Raw genomic sequence first — 19,988 nt, forward strand, 5'->3', positions numbered from 1 at the left:
TGGTGGCTCAATTCTCCAATTTATAAAATTAAAGAGGTTAAGGTAATTTAACATAGCCTTCACATCGGGCAGGTAGTTTTGCGGCATAATAAAAGCCCCTTGTGGCTAACGAATTCATTTATTGCCAAAAAACCAAACAATGAGAAAACCTTTACTGTTGACGCAGAAGATTGCGGTATATGCTACGTTGGCATGTCTGCTAACGAGTGCCATTACAGCGCCATCCCGGGCCATTGAAAAAATATCCGGCGTTTCCTTATCCAATACGAAACAAAATCCAGGTACCATCAGCGGGAAAATTGTTGATGAAAAAGGCGAGCCGCTACCCGGTGCCAGTATCGTAATTAAAGAATTAAATAAAGTAGTTCAAGCCAATAACGACGGAAGTTATAGCGTGAGTGTTCCGGCAGGAAATTACAGTGTTGCCATAAGCTTTATTTCTTATACTACTGCAACCTTAACTAAAATTGCTGTAAAAGCTGGTGAAACAACGCCGCTAAATGTGACGCTTAAAGGCGAAACAGGATCTTTAAACGAGGTTCTTGTAGTGGGTTACGGAACGCAGAAAAGAGAAAATGCTACTGGTGCTGTTGATCAGATTACCTCAAAAAGTTTAGAAAACAGACCCATCTCCAATCTTACGCAAGGCCTTCAGGGTTTACTGCCCAATCTTAATTTAAAGATGATGGACGGTAAGCCAACGCAGTCTCCTAGTTATAATATCCGGGGTACAACTTCCATTGGCCAGGGTGGTAGCGCGTTAATCCTTATTGATGGTTTCGAGGGTGACCCAAGTTTGTTAAACCCGAATGACATTGAAAGTGTATCGATATTAAAAGATGCGGCATCGGCAGCTATTTATGGCGCCAGAGGGGTTTTTGGGGTAGTACTCATCACCACGAAGAAAGCCGAAAAAGGCCGTACAAATGTAAGTTACTCGACCAATTATGCCATTAAAAGTCCGCTACAGGTGCCCGATTTTGTAACCGATGGTTACACCTGGGCAAAGATGTTTGCAGAAGCCTTTGTGAATGGTGATGGTGCTTTTCCGCAAAATGCAAATAAAACACAGAAATTTTCACAGGCCTATCTCGATGAGTTTAAAAGACGTGTAGAATCCGGACAGCCTTATAATCAGGTTGAAGTAAACCCAACTACGGGCGAATATACTTATTACGGAAGCACGGATTACTACGCTGAACTTTATAAGAAAAATACAGCTGCTTTCGAAAATAATCTTTCCGTGAGTGGCGGTAGCGATAAAGCTTCGTTTTTAGTGTCTGGTCGTTTCTTAAGCCAGGATGGTTTGTTCCGCTACAACAGCGATGATTACGATATGAAAAATATCCGTGCCCGAGGATCGGTACAGGTTTTTCCCTGGTTAAGCATCGAAAACAATGCCGATTACTCCATTATGAATTACCATAACCCCATCAACGTTGGTGAAGGTGGTGGGATCTGGAGAAATATTGCCGATGAAGGTAAGCCAACCATGCCCCTGTTCAACCCGGATGGAACTTTAACCTTCGCTTCTGCTTATACTGTAGGTGATTTTTTCTACGGTAAAAATGGGATCGATACCAAGCGTGAGGTTTTCAGAAATATAACGGGTTTAAGAAGTAATTTCTTTGACAATAAATTTAGGGTTAACGCCGATTTTACTTTTAGAAATACAAATAACGACAAAGAACAAAAAAGGGTGCAAGTGCCATACAGCAGCACACGTGGCGTTACTTCATTTGTAGGTACCACAACCAACGATTTGTTGTTCGATTTGCGTGAAACCAACTATCTGGCTACAAATATTTATGCAGAGTATGAAAATCGTTTCGGCAGCGACCATTATTTGAAAGCCATGGTGGGTTACAACTACGAACAATCTACCTATAACAGGGTTGCAGTTCAACGTAACGGAATTATTTTTGAAGACGCTACCGATCTCAATTTGGCTTTAGGTCAATCTATTACTACGGGTGGTGGTTACGAGCAATGGGCTATTTTAGGTGGTTTCTCTAGGTTAAACTACTCCTTAAAAGATCGTTATTTAGTGGAAGTAAATGCCCGTTATGATGGTTCATCAAAGTTTCCTGCCGACCAACGCTACGGATTTTTTCCCTCCGTTTCTGCGGGTTGGAGAATCAACAAAGAGCCGTTTTGGAAAGTATCGGATAAATTCATCTCTGATTTAAAATTAAGAGCTTCTTATGGATCTTTAGGTAACGGTAACATTGCATCTTACGCTTTTCAGGAGCAATTTAACATTTCGCAATCCGGCCAGATTTTGAATGGCTCGAGACCACAAACTACCCGTAATCCAGCTGTTTTACCTGAAGGTTTAACCTGGGAAACCTCTACAACCAGCAACTTCGGTTTAGATTTAACCATGCTTTCGGGCCGCTTAACCTTTAATGGAGATGCTTACATCCGTAAAACAACCGACATGTTCACCACAGGCCTTACTCCGCCGGCCGTTTTTGGTGCCGATGTGCCTAAAGGAAACTATGCTAACTTAACTACACGTGGCTGGGAAGTATCAGTAAGCTGGAATGACAGGTTTGGTAATGAAAATAAACCTTTCAAATATAATGTAAGGCTTACCCTGGCAGATAATAAAACCAAAATTGATAAGTATAACAATCCAGATAAATTGTTGAATGATTATTATGAAGGGCAAACTTTAGGAGAGATTTGGGGATATGAAACGGAAGGTTTCTTTATTAATGAGGCAGATATCGCTTCGCATGCCAAGCAAGATCCGCAGATGCGTGCTTCTCCAACAGGGCGATGGTTTCCTGGAGATATTAAATTGAGAGATTTAAACGGCGACGGTTTAATTAATGTTGGCGAGAATAAAGTAGGCAAATCCGGAGATAGAAGAATCATCGGTAATTCTGCTCCAAGGTATATGTATGGAATTAATTTAGGTGCAGATTGGAACAATATCTTTTTCTCTGTTTTCTTTCAGGGAGTTGGTAAACAACAATGGTACCCTAGTACGGAAACAGAAATGTTTTGGGGGCAATACAACAGGCCGTACAATAATATTCCAACTTTTCATTTAGGCAATATGTGGACTCCGGAAAACACAAACGCCTATTTTCCAAGAACAATGTCTAGAGCGGCATCAAGCAATACCAACCGTACCTTAGGTGTGGCGCAAACGCGTTACCTGCAAAATGTTGCTTATTTAAGAATGAAAAATATTCAGGTAGGTTATAACTTGCCAACCAAATGGGTTAACCGTATTGGTGCCCGTACGGCAAAGGTGTTTTTCTCTGGTGAGAACTTATTTACCTATTCGCCGATGTACAAAGTTGTGAAAAATACAATTGATGTAGAAAATGCTGTACCAGCAGATCAGGATATCAACAATAACCCCACCAATGGCGATGGTTACAATTATCCACTGATGAAAAGTATTTCATTCGGTTTAAACATTGGATTTTAGAATCAATAAAATAGAAAAATCAACGATGAAAAAACAATATATATGGGCTTTACTGGCTTGCCTGGGTTTGGCAGCTTGTAAAAAGTTAGATCAGAAACCTGAATCAACAGCCACGAAAGATGCCGTTTTTGGCACTGAAAACGGACTGAAATTATATACAAATTCATTTTATAATATGGATTTTTTACCGAAAAACTCTACCAGTCAGGATGCAATGTCTGATTATTTAGCAGTTAGATCGGTTCAGGATTTTATTAGAGAAGGTGGTTTTGGAGCGAATAATAGCTCTGGATGGAGCTGGGGCGATTTGCGAAACATCAATTATTTTATTGCCAATTGTAATAATCCGGCGGTGCCAGCTTCGGTGCGCAATAATTATTTAGGTATTGCCCGTTATTTCAGGGCTTACTTTTATATGGAAAAAGTGAAACGTTTCGGCGATGTGCCATGGATTGGTAAACCCTTAAATATTGATGATCCGGCATTAAATGCTGGTCGCGATAAAAGGGAACTAGTGATGGATTCTGTATTGGCTGATATTAATTTTGCCTGCGCAAACATTCAAGCTACTAATGATCCAAGTCGTACCACGGTTACCAAATGGGTAGCTCATGCTTATAAATCGAGATTGTGTTTATTTGAAGGAACTTTTAGAAAGTACCACACAGAACTAAATCTGGTTTCAACTGCAAATAAATGGTTGGAAGAGGCGGCTTCAGCAGCAAATGAAATAATCAAAAACGGTGGGTATTCCATCAACAATAACGGTGGCCCGGGAGTCTCTTATCGCCAGGTATTTACCAGCAATACCCCGGTAACGAATGAAGTATTACAGGCCTCAGTTGCCGATATTAATTTAGGTGTATTAAACGAAGCCAACTGGTGGTGGACGAGTGGTACCTACGGCGCAAAAGCAAGTTTCACCCGTACGTTCATTAACACTTACCTTAAATTAGATGGTACACCATTTACCAATGATCCGGCTTATCGAACTATGGTTTTTAAAGATGAAGTAAAAAACCGCGATTTAAGATTAAAACAAACCATTAGGTTAGGCGATTACAAAAGAATTACCAGCGGTCAGCCAGTGCCTGCGCCACCGGTTTTTTCTTACACCTTTACCGGCTATCAACCTATAAAATGGACTTTAGATGATACCTACTTTGATGCAGGAGCACTCAATACAAACGCCATTGCTTTATTTCGTTATGCTGAAGTTTTGTTAAATTATGCTGAAGCAAAAGCCGAATTAGGTACATTAACTGATTCAGATTGGGCATTAACAGTAGGTGCGCTTCGTGCCAGAGCAGGAATAACAGCTGGATTATCTACCAAACCAACATTGGCCGATCCTTATTTAATAGCGAATTATTTTCCTGGCATTACCGATGCGACAATTTTGGAAGTAAGAAGAGAGCGTGGCATCGAATTAAGTTTGGAAGGCTTGCGTTTTCCTGATATTTTGAGATGGAAACGTGGTTCGCTAATGGAACAAGAGTGGAACGGGTTTTACGTTCCTTCGTTAAATACACCGATGGATTTGAATGAAGATGGTATTTTGGATGTTGCATTTTATCAAGGTGCGAGGCCAAATCCAGGTGCAGCAGGTGTAACTTATGTTGATGTTTCGAACACCATCGGCAATGCGACAAACTCGCAAAAGTTGAAAAATGGTACTTCAGGGGAGTTGACCTGGATGAATGAAATTCCAAGAAAATGGAATGAGCGAAACTATTATTATCCAATTCCATTAAACGATCTTCAGCGTAACCCGAATTTGAAGCAAAATCCGGGATGGCAATAACATCAACTAGATACAGATGAAAATAAGAAATATATTAACAGCACTGATGTTATTGACATCAGTTGCTGTTCAGGCGCAAAAAATTACGGTCGGAACATTCAACATCAGATATGATAATCCGGCAGATAGTGGGAATTTATGGAAAGACAGGTCACCAGTGGTGGCAAATCTCATCCGTTTTCATCAGTTTGATGTATTGGGTGTGCAAGAAGCACTTAAAAATCAGTTGGCAGATATTTCTTCGGCCTTGCCAGAATACGATCGATATGGTAAGGGTCGCGATGATGGAAAAGATGGAGGGGAACATTCAGCCATTTATTTCAAGAAAGACAGATTCAAACTGGTAAAGAGCGGCGACTTTTGGTTATCGGAAACGCCCGATAAACCAGGTAAAGGTTGGGATGCAACTTGTTGCAACAGAATCTGCTCGTGGGTATTGCTGGAAGACCTAAAAAACAAACAGCAGTTTTATGCTTTTAATGTGCATTACGACCATCAGGCTATGGTTGCCCGCAGAGAAAGCAGCAAATTAATGCTCCAAAAAATTAAGGAAATTGCGGGTAATTCGCCAGTTTTACTAACCGGAGATTTCAATGGCGGCAGAGAAAGCGAGTGGTATCAAACTTTGGCCAAATCAGGTACCATTAGCGATGTTTACGGTGCAGTAAAATATCCTTACGCAAATAATGCTTCAGCTAATGGGTTTAGAACGCCTCGGGGTAATGGTGTTATCGACCATATTTTTATGAGCAAACAATTTACCGCCAGCAGATGGGGAATTTTAACCGATACTTATTTCGGCAAGTTTCCTTCTGATCACTTTCCTGTTTTAGCAGAAGTTGAATTGAAACCTTAAGCTAAAAAAACGGCTATTTACTAAAGGGCATCTCCTCTAAATGGGAGATGCTTTTTTATTGGAAAACAACAAAGTAGCGTTTAGCTATGTCCGGTGCCGCTAAAATTTCCCTGTATGTCACCGGTTGGACTGTTCACATTATTTGGTACGGTTTCGTTGTAGGATGTGGAAACAGCCTCTAAATATTCTTTAAGCTTTGCAATATTTTCATTTACGACAAGCCGATCTGCTGCGGTATGTTCGGGTGCGCCATCCATCGATTTTATAACTTCAAGGGCATAATCCATAAAATCTTTAACGTTTTCTGAGAGCAGTGGTTTTGGTGTAATCATCGTGATATGCTTTGTTTGTAAAAGGAACAACGAAAGGTTACGAAAGTTTTTCTGACGGTGGATTGATCGCATTAATTAATGCTCCTGCGAGCCATTTTTCCGCTACATGTTCTTAACCGATGGCCTGTTTTTTGGCTTCCGCCATTCCCAAGGCGCAACAGGATGTGCATCACTCCATAAACCTATTTTGCGTTTCCTTGCGCTGATTTCCAGTTGAGCATAGAGCGGATCTGATGAGTACTTTTTGAAATGCCAGGCCATGCCCTGTTTAATCATTTCCTGATTGACAACCTGTTTATTTTGATTTGCAACCACAGCGATTAACCTTTTATAGCGGTCGTATTTTTCGCCATATACCTTAACCTGCTGCCCGAAGCATAAATTTGATAAGGCCGTTTTGGCATTATTTCCAAAGGGCTGCGAGCCGCGTTTCTCAGGACAATCGATATGCGCCAGGCGAATTTTTATGGGTGTGTTCTGATATAAAACTTCCATGGTGTCGCCATCCATAATTCGGATGACTTTGGCGCTAAAAGTAGTTTTTTTGAGATCAGGATTTATTTGTTCAGCGGAAACAAACGGCCGAACCCAAAGCAATAAAATCAGTAATGTTATTTTTCCCATCCACACCGTGTTTTGCCCTGGCTTTTTGCTTTGTCTAAAGTAGTTTCGATGATTTTATGCTGGCAATTGCTTAAACCACGACAAGTTTTTTCGAAGTGGTATTTTTTACCGCCCTCGCTGTCGCAAAGGTACACCGATTTGGTTTCGCTGCAAGCAATGTTGGTAAGAAGTAAAAGGATGAGGGATAGGGATTTCATTTGGGGGGATGGATTTATTCTTTTCGATGCATTTGCAGGACGGTTTTTTTGTGTTGATGTCCTGGTTTAACAAATATGGATACTAATAGACTAATAGCGACAATTAGGTCTACAACATTCCACAACACTCTACCTAGCGCTATTTTAAAAAATGGCTGAAACAACAACGCTAAAATCACATAAACAATAAAAGCTCGTCGATTTTCTTTTTCCTGTGAATGATATGCTAAAAAGCCAAACCCAACTAATGCAACAAATCTAACGAGTTGAAAGTAGCCGTAAGGCATATTGGCAAGGCAAAGGATAAGAAGAAAAGCGAGGATGAGCTTGATTGAAGTGGTCATTTAGATATTTGAATTTGTTTAACGGTTAATTCTTATTTTTCGCCACTGCCAGGGTGGTGTGAGATTTTCGTCAATCCATAAACCCAGCTTTGCATTTCTAGCCTCTTTTTCTAGCTTCTTCAATATTTCCGATTTGGAATGTGCAACATATTGCCACGCAAGTCCATTATTAACAAGAATTTCATTTAAATTATTTCTATACTCATCAAAAACAAATGCTAAAGTTCTACCGTACCTATCTTTCTTATTTCCTATTATTTCAACAAATTTTCCGAAACAAAAATCAGATGTAAACTGTTTGGCCTTTTGACCAAATGGCTGTTTTTTTTCAGGGCAATCAATTTCTGCAAGCCTAATAATTATGGTTTCATTTGTTGAAGTAAGTATTTCAATAGTATCACCGTCTTTTACCGCAACTACTTTTCCTTTTTGGTTGGAGCTTTTTATTTTCGGGTTTCCGCTATCACTGCATGAAATCAAGAATAGGAATAACAATGTATAATATTTTAATCTCATAAGTTTAGATTAATTGCAAGGATATTTATAGCAAAATTTAAGTTCGCTTCTCCCATACCCGAGCTGGTTATCCCTATAACTTCACCTTTCATATTAAACAATGGACCACCACTACTACCATTTGTAATCTCTGCTGTAGTTTGAATAAGAGTATTTTCATCTCTTAATGAAGAAACTATACCTGTAGAAAGTGTACTTTCAAGACCTTTTGGATTGCCAATTGCAAAAACATTATCTCCAATATTTGGTAATACGTTCGAAATTGGTAAAAAGCGAAACTTTTGATTTATATCATTTTCTATTTTGAAGATGATATAATCTAGCTCCTTACTTGAAGAAATTACTTCAGAAATTTTATATTCTTCTCCATCTAATGTTTTTATTATTTCTTGACCTTTTAAAGTTCCAGCGAAAACATGATAATTGCTTACACATACCCCTCCTTCTGAGACAAAAAAACCTGATCCTTGATGATATTTTTCGCCATCAGATGTATAAATCAAGAAAACAGAAACCTTGTTCTTCTCATACAAATCCTGTAGCGATTTTGGACTTTTAATTTTCTCAGACAAATCCTCATTAACTATGGATAGTTTTGTCTCGCTTTTTGCTAGTACAGTGCCTTTTTTGCCCGATCTGGAACAGCTGAACAGAACAACGATACAGATAGCCATAGAATTAAATATTAGCTTTTTCATTATTTGATATCTCCGATTTTAGGAAAAATTTGAATTAAAAACCGTTGATTATCTTTTTCATTCTCCAACCTACCTACACCACCCCAGCCATTACCAGATATTTGTAAATCAACTAAACCTTTGTAATTTGAGGATTCGAAATCAATACCCATATCTTTCCAATATTGCCAGAGATGTAAGGCTCGTAGGTAGCTCAATTCATAATTATGCATCAATCTTTTTGGGTTATTATCTTTTGAAGCATAACCCGCTATAACCACGATATATGATACGTTATCTAACTCTTTGTTTCGTTCTTTCGCAGTTTTTAAGTGTTCAATAACTATCTTAAGTTTGTTACCAGCATTTTTGATCTTAGCTCTGGTCGCAATAGGGTCAACCAAATCATTAGTTGAACTTATTGAAAATTTATCATCTTGAAATTTAACATCAAAAGCTAATTTAAATCGACTATACTCTTCTTCATATGTAAATAGTTTTTTATCATTCTTTAATGGTTGCAGATTTGCTTCAACTGTTTTAATAATCTTAATTTGGTTTTCAAGAACTTTATTCTTTCTTTTTAGCTGAGCAAAAGTTATGATATATAACACTAGCATAATAAAAAATAAGCTTGTCATCAAATCGGCAAAACTTGGCCAAAAAAAGTCGTGCTTATTGCCTTTCATTTAGTTGCTTTTTGGGAAATAACTTTGCATAAAATGGCTTTTGAATATTACTTTCAATTCTCTCCATGATTTCATTTGAACTACTTACTGCTTTGTTTAAATCAGTAATTAAAAAGGTTAGCTTATCATTTGGATTGATATTTTTGTTCGATTTTAATTCAGAAAGAATTGCTTGTAAATGTTGCAATTGATCTAAATTTGATTTCTTCTCATCTAAAATTGATTTGAAAATCTCAGTTTGGTTTAAGAACGATTCTTTAAGCTCATTTGTAAAAGCATTAAAAATATTTTGGCTATCTAAATTTCGCTTCACCGCCTCTTCACCTAAATTCTGGCTATTCAATATCATTGACTTTTGCAGTTGGTCAAAAGTATCTTTAATACTAAAACTTATGCCAACAACAGCTTCATCTACTTTAGTTTTGTGCAGTTTAAGATCACTAAAGTGACTAGTTAGAAACTCCATCAATTGATGATGACTGTTTAAGTTTTCTTGGATAGTATTTGCAATTTTTTCAAAATTATTTGTCTTATCTAATAACTCCGTACTTGTCTCTGCCAGACGGTATGAGTTAGCGATATAAATATTAATATTATTGAACATTACATTAAACTTGTCAAATTGCTCAATTGCAACGTTAAGCTCCTTAAGTACTTGAACATTATATTTTGTCATTTCAGCAACTTTGGTCTTATCCATTTGCTCAACTAACATTTTCTGTAATTTAATCGATTCGTAATTTTTATCGAAAACTGTTGAAAGCCTATCGAGATTTGAGTCAAATTTCTCGTTAAATTTAGAAAGGTTTCTTTGCAAAGATTCGAATGTAGAACCTATTCCTTGATTAAGTGAGGGTAATAACACTACTTGGATAAAAGTGTAAAAATCATTTTTCTTAATCTCAATATTATATTTTGTTCCCTTGAAACTAAAAGATGAATTGATGATTGTTAGTAACAAGCCTACAAAACTAGCTACCATAGCAATTTTCACTCCACCTAACAGGATACCTATACCCTTGCTTAAACTTTCATCACTAATGTCACTATTGAAAATATCAGACATACTATATAGACCAATTACAATACCAATCATTGTACCCATTAAGCCTAAATAAAGTGGGGTTGATAGGGTAAGATTAATTTCTTCCTCAATAGTGTCCGTATTACGCTCAACTATATCTTTTACCAAATTAAAATCAGCTGATGAGTGCCTATTTCTAACTAAGTATTTGTTTAAGGAGGACAATATATTTTTAAATGTTTTACTCTCGTTTTTTAATGAGGAAACAATTTTAATACGATTAGTTTTTATAACTCCTTCATTGTAGTTCTGTGGAGAATACAATTCCAATTGTTCATCATAATCTACATTCTCCACTTCATTTATTAGAATATCAGAATGCTTAGAACTCTCAATTTCTCCCATTAATTTATTGGAAACATAAGCTTCAATTTGTTCATCGGTTAGTTCAGTTTCTGTAATTTCTACTTGGGAGATGTTAGGTATAGAATTTTTAAATTCAGTAATCTTATTTCTCGTTCTTATGAAAAACCATAATTGAACGATTATAACGATTGCGATTAAAACGTACTCTATATATTCTATTTTCATGTTATACGTATTTAACTTTAGCTTTTTCTTTAATTAGCCAAATGTTGCCCTCTAATTGTGCTTTTGCTTTTTTGTTATCAACTATTATTATTTTGGAAGCATTAGGGTTATAAGGGTTGGTTTCGGTTGCCAAGCTAAGAATCATTTCATTTCTATTATTTAATGCAATTGTTACTGATGATAGATTATCACAAAATTCGACATTTGCGTTGGTTTCGTCCATTAAAGTAAATTTGTAAACAGAGGCACCTTCTGTAAAAACTTCCTTGCCTTCACTGCTTCTAAAATTTCCATCTAAATTTGGATTTGGGAAGTATAAAAGTCTTGATTCTGCGTTATTTATAGTTAGAATCTGGTTGTCAACAGATAATTCAATAGGAAGGCTTATTTCTTCACTGCCTGCTTCACTTAGATTAATCTGTTTTGTGTTAATTTCATTACGATTTAATAAATTGCTTCCTTTATTTTGTCTAAATGTTAGAGAATTAACCTCGTTTTCAAGGCTTCTAATTTTATTTTTATATTGGTTAGATTTATCTTTGTAAGATTTTCTATTGATAAACCAAGTTGTGACTACGCCCAAAAGACAAGTCATAGAATAGAACAATAAGTGCTTAAGCGAAAGATAATTCTCATATGTTACGTCCGCTTTAGAGTCCATGGATTTGTCGGGATTCTGAACATCTTTTATATTAGTTGCAGGATCACCTTGGTCTGTTGAATCAATTGCTTTTTGGTCGCCAATCTGATTATTTACTTTTGATGTATCATCTTGCTTTTTGGTACTGTCACTTTTATCTTTGGTCTCTATTAGTTTTATAGCTGAGTATCCAACAAATGGACTTAAAAAAAGCACAATAATGATTAAATATTTACCCATGATTAATCTTCGTTAGCAGAAATAATTGAAAGATTTTGAATAAGTTGTTGTATTGTTTCTACTATTGGGTAGAAAAATAATGTTTCAGCTATCTTCACTTGCGGTTGGGCATTTCCAGTTTCCATTTTATTGTTGTACTCAATCCCCCGCTCAGTATAAGCTTTCAAATGTTTATTTACTATTTGTTGAAACTTGGCAAATGACACATGCGAAATTTCAAAATGATCAAAAAAGTTTATATCATTATTTAAATCAATAAATAGATTATTAAAAGTTTTAACTTTTTCGGCCACCTTATCAAGCACGGCTTCATCCAGTTCTGCATTTAACAAACTGCATTTGTTTTCGTCTTCGAGGCAAGTATAAACCTGTTTAATTTCATCAAGATTTACGTCTTCATGCCCAAGTTTATTATACATTAAGGCACCTTTTGCAGTTAGCTCTTTCGGAAATTCTTTTTCTAAATTGATCTTCAAACCATCAGGTAGATAGGAATCTAGATTATAACCTCTTAAAAAGATATTTTTGGTTATATCTCCAAGAAGCTTTTGATTAGGCGTAATAATGTTTAGTATTTTTGAACCATTTCCACTAAAAATTATGTTTGTTGGTAACGCTAACTCATTAATTTTCATTAACTGTGCAATGTGGTAAACCTTGGCACAATAGAAGTAGAGGAATATTATCTTTAAATCATTATCATTTGCAATCTTTTTATTATAATCCAATAGCTCTTTATCTAAAACCTCTTTGTTTTTAATAAGTGAAAATAGAAAGGTATTATAATCTGCAGATTTTTGATTTTCATAAAAGCTATTAGCAATTCCGCAGAGTGTTGGATTTGTATTCTCAAGGATATCATTAAATTGAGCTTTGTATTTATTTACCAATCCATTATTGGCAATATCTCCGAAGTCTTTATACCCATCGCCAAATAAAGTGTTTCCGGCGAATTTATAAGAAGAAAGAAGAAGGGGCATATTTTTCTTGTAAACGACAACATCAGATGTTCCACCACCAATATCCATCAATACACTAATACCAGAACCGAGACCTTCTAATTTTGCACTTCCTTTAAAATAATGATATGGTGCAATAGATTCAGAAATATCTACGGTATTATTATTCTTATTGAAATATTTATGATATAACTCGTCCCAAATCATGCGTAAATTATTTTTACGGCTTGGTGTCATACTTGTAGGGTAGGTCCAAAGTATTTTGGTTTCTTCTAAATTACCTCCATTGATGATGACTTTATTTCTAATCATCAATACAATTTGTTCTAAGAATGCTTTAACGCGGTGTTCATTATTTGTTTCTCTGCTATCCCACTTTAAATTGGTGAAAAATCTACTGTTGTTATCGGAATTTTTTTCAAAGACAAAAGGAATATTAAAATCGATCAAAGTATTTCCACCCATTGGCGGTGGATTATTTAGACTCTGAGAAATAACTGTGCGATGGGGAAAATTATACATCGTATCTTTAGTTATGATTTCTGGAATAAACTCTCTTATTTTATTTGTTCTTAAATCAATTGCGCCCGTTCCGGAAAAGTTATGATCAATTTTGTCATTTATAAGCGGAACGGCCTGTATCTCATCTGCAGTAATCTCAAATGTTTTTGGGCTTGAGTTTCCTACCGTATATTCAACGTGTGTATTTGTGGTTCCAAAATCGATAGCAAAATTAAATTGATCTAAACCTGTTTTAGGGTTATCCCACTTGGGTATAATTACTCCTTTTGCAAAGCCATTATCAACCTGTATGTAATCGAAATTTTTATTAAGGCCATAATATGTTGAAGTTATTTTGGAGAAATCGCCCTTTAGTTTTTTACTTCTGTTTTTTGATGCTTCAATATCTACTGGGCTTGATGAATTATTATTGTAGAAATTCAAAAAATATTCTGCATCTGCAGTTTTTATAGCAACATCCCTATCAATCAACTGTATTTTATAATAAGGATCTATACCTGATAAATATTTGATATGAGGAAATAGCGTAAGTGCAAACTGATGTTCTTTTATAGCGCCTTTATTTACAACTTCATCAGCTATACCATCATTGTGATACACCCTTTCAAAAGTTATATAGTCTTTACCTAAATTAATTGGAATTTTTAATTGTACTCTTATTGCATGCCCAACTGATGTTTCATCAATTAATATGGTTGGCTTTCCCAATCCTCCATTTATTAAATCTTCGGTATCAAAGTATTTAAAAAACAAAGGTTTTAATGGTAATAAATAACTTTTTGTGTCTTCCGGGTTGTTTAATTTTAAATTGCCATCGAAGTATTTGGTATCGTTTATAGGATAAACAAGCCTAATAATATTAGGTTCAAAGAAATCGCTAACTGTTAAATATGGATAAATTACATCTTGATCTGGTAGTTTTCTTAATTCTAAATTTTCTTTTTCGGCCTTATATGGAACGGTTGTTCTCGTATCCCAATTGGCATTTATATAATTAAGTTTAGAATTGAAGCTATTTTGCAATACCAATGGCTTAAGCTTGTCATCTATTTTGGTTGAATAAATAATGAAATCACTTTTTTGGATTGATTTAATCAATACATTTGGATCAACAGTTTTTAAATGAACACCTAAAACCTCTACAACTTGTCCTGCTTTATTCGAATTTAAACTAACATAGTTATTGTTTAAATCACTTGGATTTGAAGTGTTTAATTCTGAAAAAAGTGCTTGATTTATACTTCCTAAAAACTTAAGACTTTTAACCAAATATTCTTGAAAAGCCTTCATTTTGCTTCCCAACTCAGCATTACTTTTAAATAGTAGGTATAAATATTTTTGAAAGTTTTCATCACGCTCATATAGCGGAACGATATCGCTAAAAAAAGATTTTCCTTTACTGCTTTTTAATTCAAGATTTGATATGTCTTTACCTACTGAAAAAAACAGCGTCAATGGAGATGTACCTCCAATAACCTGGTGATTATATTTAATAAGATAAAAGCTTCTAACTTCATTAAAATTAAAGGACTTTGCATCCTGTAGCAGAAATAACTCTAATGCTTCTCCCAGTCTACGATGACCTTTATCTATACTTCGTTTTAAATTGTCAATTTGTACCGTTTTATCCCATTCAATAATTTCAATCTTATTCTTATAAATATTATAATTGAATAATATTTCGCAAAGGTCTAAACATTGAGAAACAAGTTTTTCATCTTCTTTACTAGCTATAACTCTATTTCTCTCTTGCAGAAATAATAGGTTTGGACTTTCAATAATATTTTCAAAAGATTTTCTAACTAAATCCATTCTTGCAAAAGGGCTAGGGATGGATGTAGGTGCATTTAAAGCATGACCACCTTCTGGATCGGGTATCCCTTGAATTTCCTTATTGCCATAAGGTGACGAATTGAACCAATCGTTGCCTCCGTTATTTGTAAAGCCTATTAATTTACTCATAATTATTAAAAATTATATTTTGCTGAAATGACATTAGCTGTAGTTTGGTAAAATAGACTTATGATCTTCTGTTCTTGAGAAGAAAATGAATTCTTTTTAACTAGTTTGGCTAATTCCATATCGTAATCATTGTATGTTATTTTCCCTTTGCCAAACCATCCTTTTTTTAGCTCATGGCCATTAACAAGGGTAGTTAAATCAGAGTTCAAATTGAATGGTGAAAAACCTCGTGTATTTGTTTGGAGTTCACTTAACCATTCGCCAAAATGATTAAGAAATCCTTTTAAAATTGAAGAGAAAAATTGCCCGCTTTTAAAAGCATTATCAATTTTTGGTTCATCCGTACTCCATACTTGATTTTCTATTGAATTGGCTAATTGCTCATCTAAATATTTTTTTAATAACACAAACTGCGTTAAAGACTTACTCAAAGTTGAGTTGGCGATGTCATTTAAATGATTAAAATATAGGTTTGGTTGATCCTCTTTTATACTAAACTCTTTGAAAACGCTTCCAACTGGTGTTCCATTATAAGTTTGAAGATGATCATCTGGTAAATTCATAAAATCAATAATTGACAATGCACCCGCAAGCTCTACAAAATGAGCTTTGTTTTTTTGCCCACCATTTCCCGGATCATTTTCATAAGCTCTGCCATTAAAGCTATCGCCTATGTAATACATAGTATTTAATTGTGGGTTTACATTTTGCTGATAATAACCTAGTGCCGCCTTTGTTTTTTCAATAAAGTCTGATTTTTTAATTGGGCTATTCTCGTCGCCCTCTATATTGAAATAAGGCATAACAGTAAGTGCGCCTATAGAAGAGTTGTGCAAGTAGCCTGGATTTGCTAAGCCGGGAATATTAACCGCATTTCGAATGTTTTTTAATACGGTCGGGAAACCTGCCGCACCTGTTCCGCCGAAAATTGAGCTAATGATGAATACCCGATCTCCTTCATTAAAATTATTCGCAAAATCTTTGAATTCTTCTGAATCTTTAAACTGATTAAGTACAACACTACCCACATTTGGATTTCCAACAAATCCAATATCCATAGGTATGTCTAATAAATCAATAGGTTTACCATTAGCATTGATAGATTTACCTGAAAAAAGTAATTCTGCAAAAGCTTTATTTTCATCGTTTAAGGTATTGAAAGAAAAGTAGTCTTTAAATTTAGTATTAGATACCTCTTTTAAATTAAAAGAATATGTTCCGCTAAGTTTATTGTCCGCATCTAACGATTGTAGCGTTGATATTTTTGTGCTAAAAAACCCTGATGTTGACCCAACTTTTTCTATGATCTTTTGATAGTAATCTAATATTGAAATTGTTCTTTTTAAATCCTCATTATCTTTATGTGGATCTATTATGATGGGAACAATTTCAAAATCGTTTATTGATTTTATCCCACACCCTAGTAAAAAGGTAAGTGATTTAATTATCCGAGAACCAGTTCCTCCGATACCAAATATGAATAATTTTGCCATTTTTAATTAATTAGGGTTTCCAAAATGTAGTTAATCTACAATTGGTACTCAGGTTTCTTGGGAAGGGAAAAGAAGTTAATAATGCGAATACAATTAAACTCCAAAAAGCATTTGCAAAGCCATATAGCACTAAATCGAAACTTCCAAAAGTTAATGTTTCGCAGGGCTGGATTGTTGCTGGCAGTGAATAAGCAATACCAAAATTTATTACTAAACCAATTACTGCCATTATCCACCAAGAAAGTTTTGTGCCAAATCTTGGGGTAAATTTATCTATGATTAAATACATTACTACAAATAACCCCAGATTTATAGCTACCATTGTTATAAAAATTTGCAAGTACAAATCTTGTCCAATAAAACCTGAACATGTAATATCCCAGCCTCTTAGATGTGTGCCTAAGTCTGTGTTGTAGCCAAACCATTCATAAATGGTTGCAATAAAATCTGTTATCATTATTTTTCGATGTTAATTGTTAATTGGGTTATTATATTATCATCCGGATTTGAGTAATAATTAAATCCTTGCCATACCCCTGTTATTAAATTATTTAATCCAAATGTTTTGGTCTGCTCTATTTTATCTGTTGTGATATTCTGGTCATCTGTTGAGGAAGAAGACAAGACCCAAGCAGGATGTCTATTTGCAACTTTAACAACTAGCTTTTCTGTTTGTAAACGTGTAGTTTTCAGTGTCAAAATGTGAGTATATGTACTAAGGCCAATCTGTTTTTTTTCTTTTTGACTTAAACCTCGAACACTAATGGAATAATTGTCAGATGCATAAATTGAATTATTATTAAAGTATTCTAATCCTTTTATACTATTACTAAAATTTACTGCAACATTGAAACTAAATTCTTTTTGTTCAGAAGTTGCATTATAAAGGCTGTGTTTATCTTTAGGTTTAAAATCGCCTATCTCTTTAGTTGTGATTTTATAATCGGGTATTTTGGCTTTTTTTGAATTGTAAAAGGTGGCAACATTTAAAAATTTGTTGCTCGTTGGATCTACAATTTGGTTGTCTAACACTTTTTTAATTTGATCTTCTGTCCCTATAAACCATACGTAATATGGACGCATACCTGAGAACTGTTTCCCGGCAGGGAATTTATAGGAGTAATATTTCCCATCGAACAACGCACTCATTTGAAATATTGCTAGCGCAAGGTTTTGATTTTTTAATTTATCTTGAATAGCGCCCTTAATTGCAGTTTGTTGAATATTTAAATAGTCTTTAGCATTTGTTTTTACAGGAGGGGAGAAAACGAAATCAGAAATAAGTACCGACATGTTTTTTTGATTTGTTTTTGAAAGAACATTTTTTACGACTTCAGCGATGTCAGAATTGCCTCTGTTTCCCCCTAATTTATTAAAACTAGACGGCGTAAGACCAGTGCTAAATGCCTGATTATCTAATGATATATTGATAACCTTTTCATTAATGTAATTTCGATTAATTGTATTAGTTATTTTTTTAGTGTTTGTTAATATATCAAATAATGAACTTTTCAAATCGGCATTCGTGATATAACCGTCCATGCTGAGGGAATTCTCAAAATAAAAATTTACAGCAAAAGGCTCTTCCTTTTTTACTTCGGGGTTATAAACTTTAACCCCCATGTTTTTTGCTTTAAAAAGTTTTATTAGGTAATTATATAACTCCGAAGAATTTTTATATTTAGCATATTTAGATTCTTTAGTCACTTGTTTCTGAAGATTAAAAAATTCTTCTTTAGTGATTTGATTATCTTTTGCTATGATTAAAGCTTCATCTTGAATATTTATTGCTCCATTGCAACCAAGGATGTGCATTATGAAAATGATGTAAAGATTTAAAAATTTGTTTTTCATCTAGGTATGTGTTTACTCATAATAATTAGGACTTTAAATAAAATGCAAGGACGCTTCCTTTCGCTCTTAAGAGCAATTGGAAGCAACCTCTACATTTCCGTGAGAGAATTGAACGTTAACTAATAATTATCTATGGTTTGGTGTAGCTGGATACGGTAATTGTAAATCTCATCCAGATTGAAGATTTGCTTTTTATCGCCAGCGTCTTTGCCATTCGCAAAAGTTTCCAGGTATTTGTTAGCTGTATTGAAATGAAAGCGGCAAATCGGTTTTCTGTTATTGTCATCAAGTAAAACTCCGAAGTACGATTGTGTATCTCTTGGAGCAATACGCGTAGATGAGATTTTTTCTCTTAAGATGGCTTTCACGATTTGGAAAGCTTCCAGTTCTTCTTCGGTAGTGATAATTTTGGAGTCACCGCCATCATCTATCGGGTCAACTTTCTGATCTACCAGTAGATCTGGTTTTTCATTAATGTTTAATGCAGATTTTAATCTATCGCTAATAGATTCATTTATAGAGAGCGTAAGTGCTTTTTTAGCATACTCTTTAAAAGCCAACATGCGGCTAGCAATTAATGGTTTATCAAAAAAGCGACTGACCAGAAGTTTGATGAGTTCATCTGATGGGTTTTCAATTTCTTTTTCAAACTCCTTTCTAATCGCTTTGATGTATTTTAAGCCTTCAGCCGAATCTAAAATTGTTTCTAAATTGTATTCATTTTTGGTAAAGCTTTCTAAAATTTTTATGGCATTGTCCTTCAGGTCTTCAATGTCGATGGTTAAGAAAGGTTTCTCATCCATGATATTTGGTTTTTCTAAATCAGCATAAAAATTGTAAACAGTGCCATTTGTTAATACACCAAATCTGGCTTTAGAGACATGGTAATAACGGTGTAGTTGGGAGTTATGTGCATCGGCACTTTCTTTCCAGTGTTTGCATTCAAATATGAGAATAGGCTCATTATTTTTTCGAATTACATAATCAACCTTTTCACCTTTTTTGGTTCCAATATCACAAATATGCTCTGGAATAACTTCAGTAGGATTAAAAATATCGTAACCCAAAATTTGTATGAAGGGCATTACAAAAGCATTTTTTGTAGCCTCTTCAGTATTAATCTGATCTTTGAGTCCAACTACTCTTTGGTGAAGTTGCTCTAGCTTTAGTTTAAGATCCATTTCGCGATTTTAATTTTGAGTTCGTTTGTTTGAAT

Annotated in this window: 17 protein-coding genes; 3 read left to right on the top strand and 14 right to left on the bottom strand. The window is 34.8% G+C overall.

The features are described 5' to 3' along the window. Positions 1–139 precede the first annotated feature (139 nt). Genes ASE92_RS06555 through ASE92_RS06565 form a run of 3 tightly spaced genes read left to right on the top strand, consistent with a single transcriptional unit; the run spans position 140 to position 6,108 of the window. Entirely contained in the window at positions 140–3,448 is a 3,309-nt protein-coding gene (locus ASE92_RS06555; RefSeq protein ID WP_082454960.1) for a TonB-dependent receptor, read from the top strand. 25 nt (positions 3,449–3,473) lie between these two features. Further along, the gene (locus tag ASE92_RS06560; protein ID WP_056849358.1) at positions 3,474–5,252 is read left to right on the top strand and encodes a RagB/SusD family nutrient uptake outer membrane protein; all 1,779 of its coding nucleotides are present in this window, start codon (positions 3,474–3,476) and stop codon (positions 5,250–5,252) included. A 16-nt stretch (positions 5,253–5,268) separates the two neighbouring features. Then, positions 5,269–6,108, top strand: a complete 840-nt coding sequence (locus ASE92_RS06565; protein ID WP_056849321.1) for an endonuclease/exonuclease/phosphatase family protein — start codon at positions 5,269–5,271, stop codon at positions 6,106–6,108. A gap of 80 nt (positions 6,109–6,188) precedes the next feature. Here ASE92_RS06565 and ASE92_RS06570 read toward each other — a convergent pair whose 3' ends face one another. The 14 genes from ASE92_RS06570 to ASE92_RS06635 form a co-directional block, all read right to left on the bottom strand. Next, on the bottom strand, positions 6,189–6,440 hold the full coding sequence (locus ASE92_RS06570) for a hypothetical protein (protein ID WP_056849322.1): 252 nt from the start codon (positions 6,438–6,440) through the stop codon (positions 6,189–6,191). 102 nt (positions 6,441–6,542) lie between these two features. Continuing rightward, positions 6,543–7,064 carry a thermonuclease family protein gene (locus ASE92_RS06575; protein ID WP_235527306.1) on the bottom strand — a complete coding sequence of 174 codons (522 nt, stop codon included), beginning with the start codon at positions 7,062–7,064 and terminating at the stop codon, positions 6,543–6,545. After that, a complete protein-coding gene (locus tag ASE92_RS06580; protein ID WP_056849324.1) occupies positions 7,052–7,261 on the bottom strand; it encodes a hypothetical protein in 210 nt (69 codons plus the stop codon). The genes ASE92_RS06575 and ASE92_RS06580 overlap by 13 nt, the downstream gene beginning before the upstream one ends. A gap of 14 nt (positions 7,262–7,275) precedes the next feature. Then, on the bottom strand, positions 7,276–7,605 hold the full coding sequence (locus ASE92_RS06585) for a DUF6804 family protein (protein ID WP_056849325.1): 330 nt from the start codon (positions 7,603–7,605) through the stop codon (positions 7,276–7,278). A gap of 18 nt (positions 7,606–7,623) precedes the next feature. Further along, positions 7,624–8,121 (bottom strand): thermonuclease family protein, encoded by a 498-nt coding sequence (locus ASE92_RS06590; RefSeq protein ID WP_082454961.1) that lies wholly within the window; start codon positions 8,119–8,121, stop codon positions 7,624–7,626. Next, complete coding sequence (locus ASE92_RS06595; protein WP_056849326.1) at positions 8,118–8,819, bottom strand: S1C family serine protease; 702 nt, start codon at positions 8,817–8,819, stop codon at positions 8,118–8,120. Before ASE92_RS06595 ends, ASE92_RS06590 begins: the two co-directional genes overlap by 4 nt. Then, a complete protein-coding gene (locus ASE92_RS06600) occupies positions 8,819–9,487 on the bottom strand; it encodes an OmpA family protein (protein ID WP_056849327.1) in 669 nt (222 codons plus the stop codon). The genes ASE92_RS06595 and ASE92_RS06600 overlap by 1 nt, the downstream gene beginning before the upstream one ends. Continuing rightward, positions 9,474–11,102, bottom strand: coding sequence for a hypothetical protein (locus ASE92_RS06605; RefSeq protein WP_056849328.1), 1,629 nt, complete (start codon positions 11,100–11,102; stop codon positions 9,474–9,476). Before ASE92_RS06605 ends, ASE92_RS06600 begins: the two co-directional genes overlap by 14 nt. Position 11,103: 1 nt before the next feature. Continuing rightward, positions 11,104–11,982, bottom strand: a complete 879-nt coding sequence (locus tag ASE92_RS06610; protein WP_056849329.1) for a hypothetical protein — start codon at positions 11,980–11,982, stop codon at positions 11,104–11,106. A 2-nt stretch (positions 11,983–11,984) separates the two neighbouring features. Continuing rightward, the gene (locus tag ASE92_RS06615; protein WP_056849330.1) at positions 11,985–15,425 is read right to left on the bottom strand and encodes a cell division FtsA domain-containing protein; all 3,441 of its coding nucleotides are present in this window, start codon (positions 15,423–15,425) and stop codon (positions 11,985–11,987) included. A 5-nt stretch (positions 15,426–15,430) separates the two neighbouring features. Further along, positions 15,431–16,918, bottom strand: a complete 1,488-nt coding sequence (locus ASE92_RS06620; protein WP_056849331.1) for a hypothetical protein — start codon at positions 16,916–16,918, stop codon at positions 15,431–15,433. Positions 16,919–16,928: 10 nt separating this feature from the next. Continuing rightward, entirely contained in the window at positions 16,929–17,375 is a 447-nt protein-coding gene (locus ASE92_RS06625; RefSeq protein ID WP_056849332.1) for a hypothetical protein, read from the bottom strand. Then, complete coding sequence (locus ASE92_RS06630) at positions 17,375–18,772, bottom strand: hypothetical protein (protein ID WP_056849333.1); 1,398 nt, start codon at positions 18,770–18,772, stop codon at positions 17,375–17,377. Before ASE92_RS06630 ends, ASE92_RS06625 begins: the two co-directional genes overlap by 1 nt. Before the next feature lie 119 nt (positions 18,773–18,891). Then, the gene (locus ASE92_RS06635; RefSeq protein ID WP_056849334.1) at positions 18,892–19,953 is read right to left on the bottom strand and encodes a type I restriction endonuclease; all 1,062 of its coding nucleotides are present in this window, start codon (positions 19,951–19,953) and stop codon (positions 18,892–18,894) included. Positions 19,954–19,988: the final 35 nt, after the last annotated feature.

The organism is Pedobacter sp. Leaf41 (assembly GCF_001422545.1).
GTDB lineage: Bacteria > Bacteroidota > Bacteroidia > Sphingobacteriales > Sphingobacteriaceae > Pedobacter.

Coding starts and splice junctions, on each gene's coding strand:
- ASE92_RS06555 (WP_082454960.1), top strand. CDS start 140: ATGAGAAAACCTTTACTGTTGACGCAGAAGATTGCGGTATATGCTACG.
- ASE92_RS06560 (WP_056849358.1), top strand. CDS start 3,474: ATGAAAAAACAATATATATGGGCTTTACTGGCTTGCCTGGGTTTGGCA.
- ASE92_RS06565 (WP_056849321.1), top strand. CDS start 5,269: ATGAAAATAAGAAATATATTAACAGCACTGATGTTATTGACATCAGTT.
- ASE92_RS06570 (WP_056849322.1), bottom strand. CDS start 6,440: ATGATTACACCAAAACCACTGCTCTCAGAAAACGTTAAAGATTTTATG.
- ASE92_RS06575 (WP_235527306.1), bottom strand. CDS start 7,064: ATGGGAAAAATAACATTACTGATTTTATTGCTTTGGGTTCGGCCGTTT.
- ASE92_RS06580 (WP_056849324.1), bottom strand. CDS start 7,261: ATGAAATCCCTATCCCTCATCCTTTTACTTCTTACCAACATTGCTTGC.
- ASE92_RS06585 (WP_056849325.1), bottom strand. CDS start 7,605: ATGACCACTTCAATCAAGCTCATCCTCGCTTTTCTTCTTATCCTTTGC.
- ASE92_RS06590 (WP_082454961.1), bottom strand. CDS start 8,121: ATGAGATTAAAATATTATACATTGTTATTCCTATTCTTGATTTCATGC.
- ASE92_RS06595 (WP_056849326.1), bottom strand. CDS start 8,819: ATGAAAAAGCTAATATTTAATTCTATGGCTATCTGTATCGTTGTTCTG.
- ASE92_RS06600 (WP_056849327.1), bottom strand. CDS start 9,487: ATGAAAGGCAATAAGCACGACTTTTTTTGGCCAAGTTTTGCCGATTTG.
- ASE92_RS06605 (WP_056849328.1), bottom strand. CDS start 11,102: ATGAAAATAGAATATATAGAGTACGTTTTAATCGCAATCGTTATAATC.
- ASE92_RS06610 (WP_056849329.1), bottom strand. CDS start 11,982: ATGGGTAAATATTTAATCATTATTGTGCTTTTTTTAAGTCCATTTGTT.
- ASE92_RS06615 (WP_056849330.1), bottom strand. CDS start 15,425: ATGAGTAAATTAATAGGCTTTACAAATAACGGAGGCAACGATTGGTTC.
- ASE92_RS06620 (WP_056849331.1), bottom strand. CDS start 16,918: ATGGCAAAATTATTCATATTTGGTATCGGAGGAACTGGTTCTCGGATA.
- ASE92_RS06625 (WP_056849332.1), bottom strand. CDS start 17,375: ATGATAACAGATTTTATTGCAACCATTTATGAATGGTTTGGCTACAAC.
- ASE92_RS06630 (WP_056849333.1), bottom strand. CDS start 18,772: ATGAAAAACAAATTTTTAAATCTTTACATCATTTTCATAATGCACATC.
- ASE92_RS06635 (WP_056849334.1), bottom strand. CDS start 19,953: ATGGATCTTAAACTAAAGCTAGAGCAACTTCACCAAAGAGTAGTTGGA.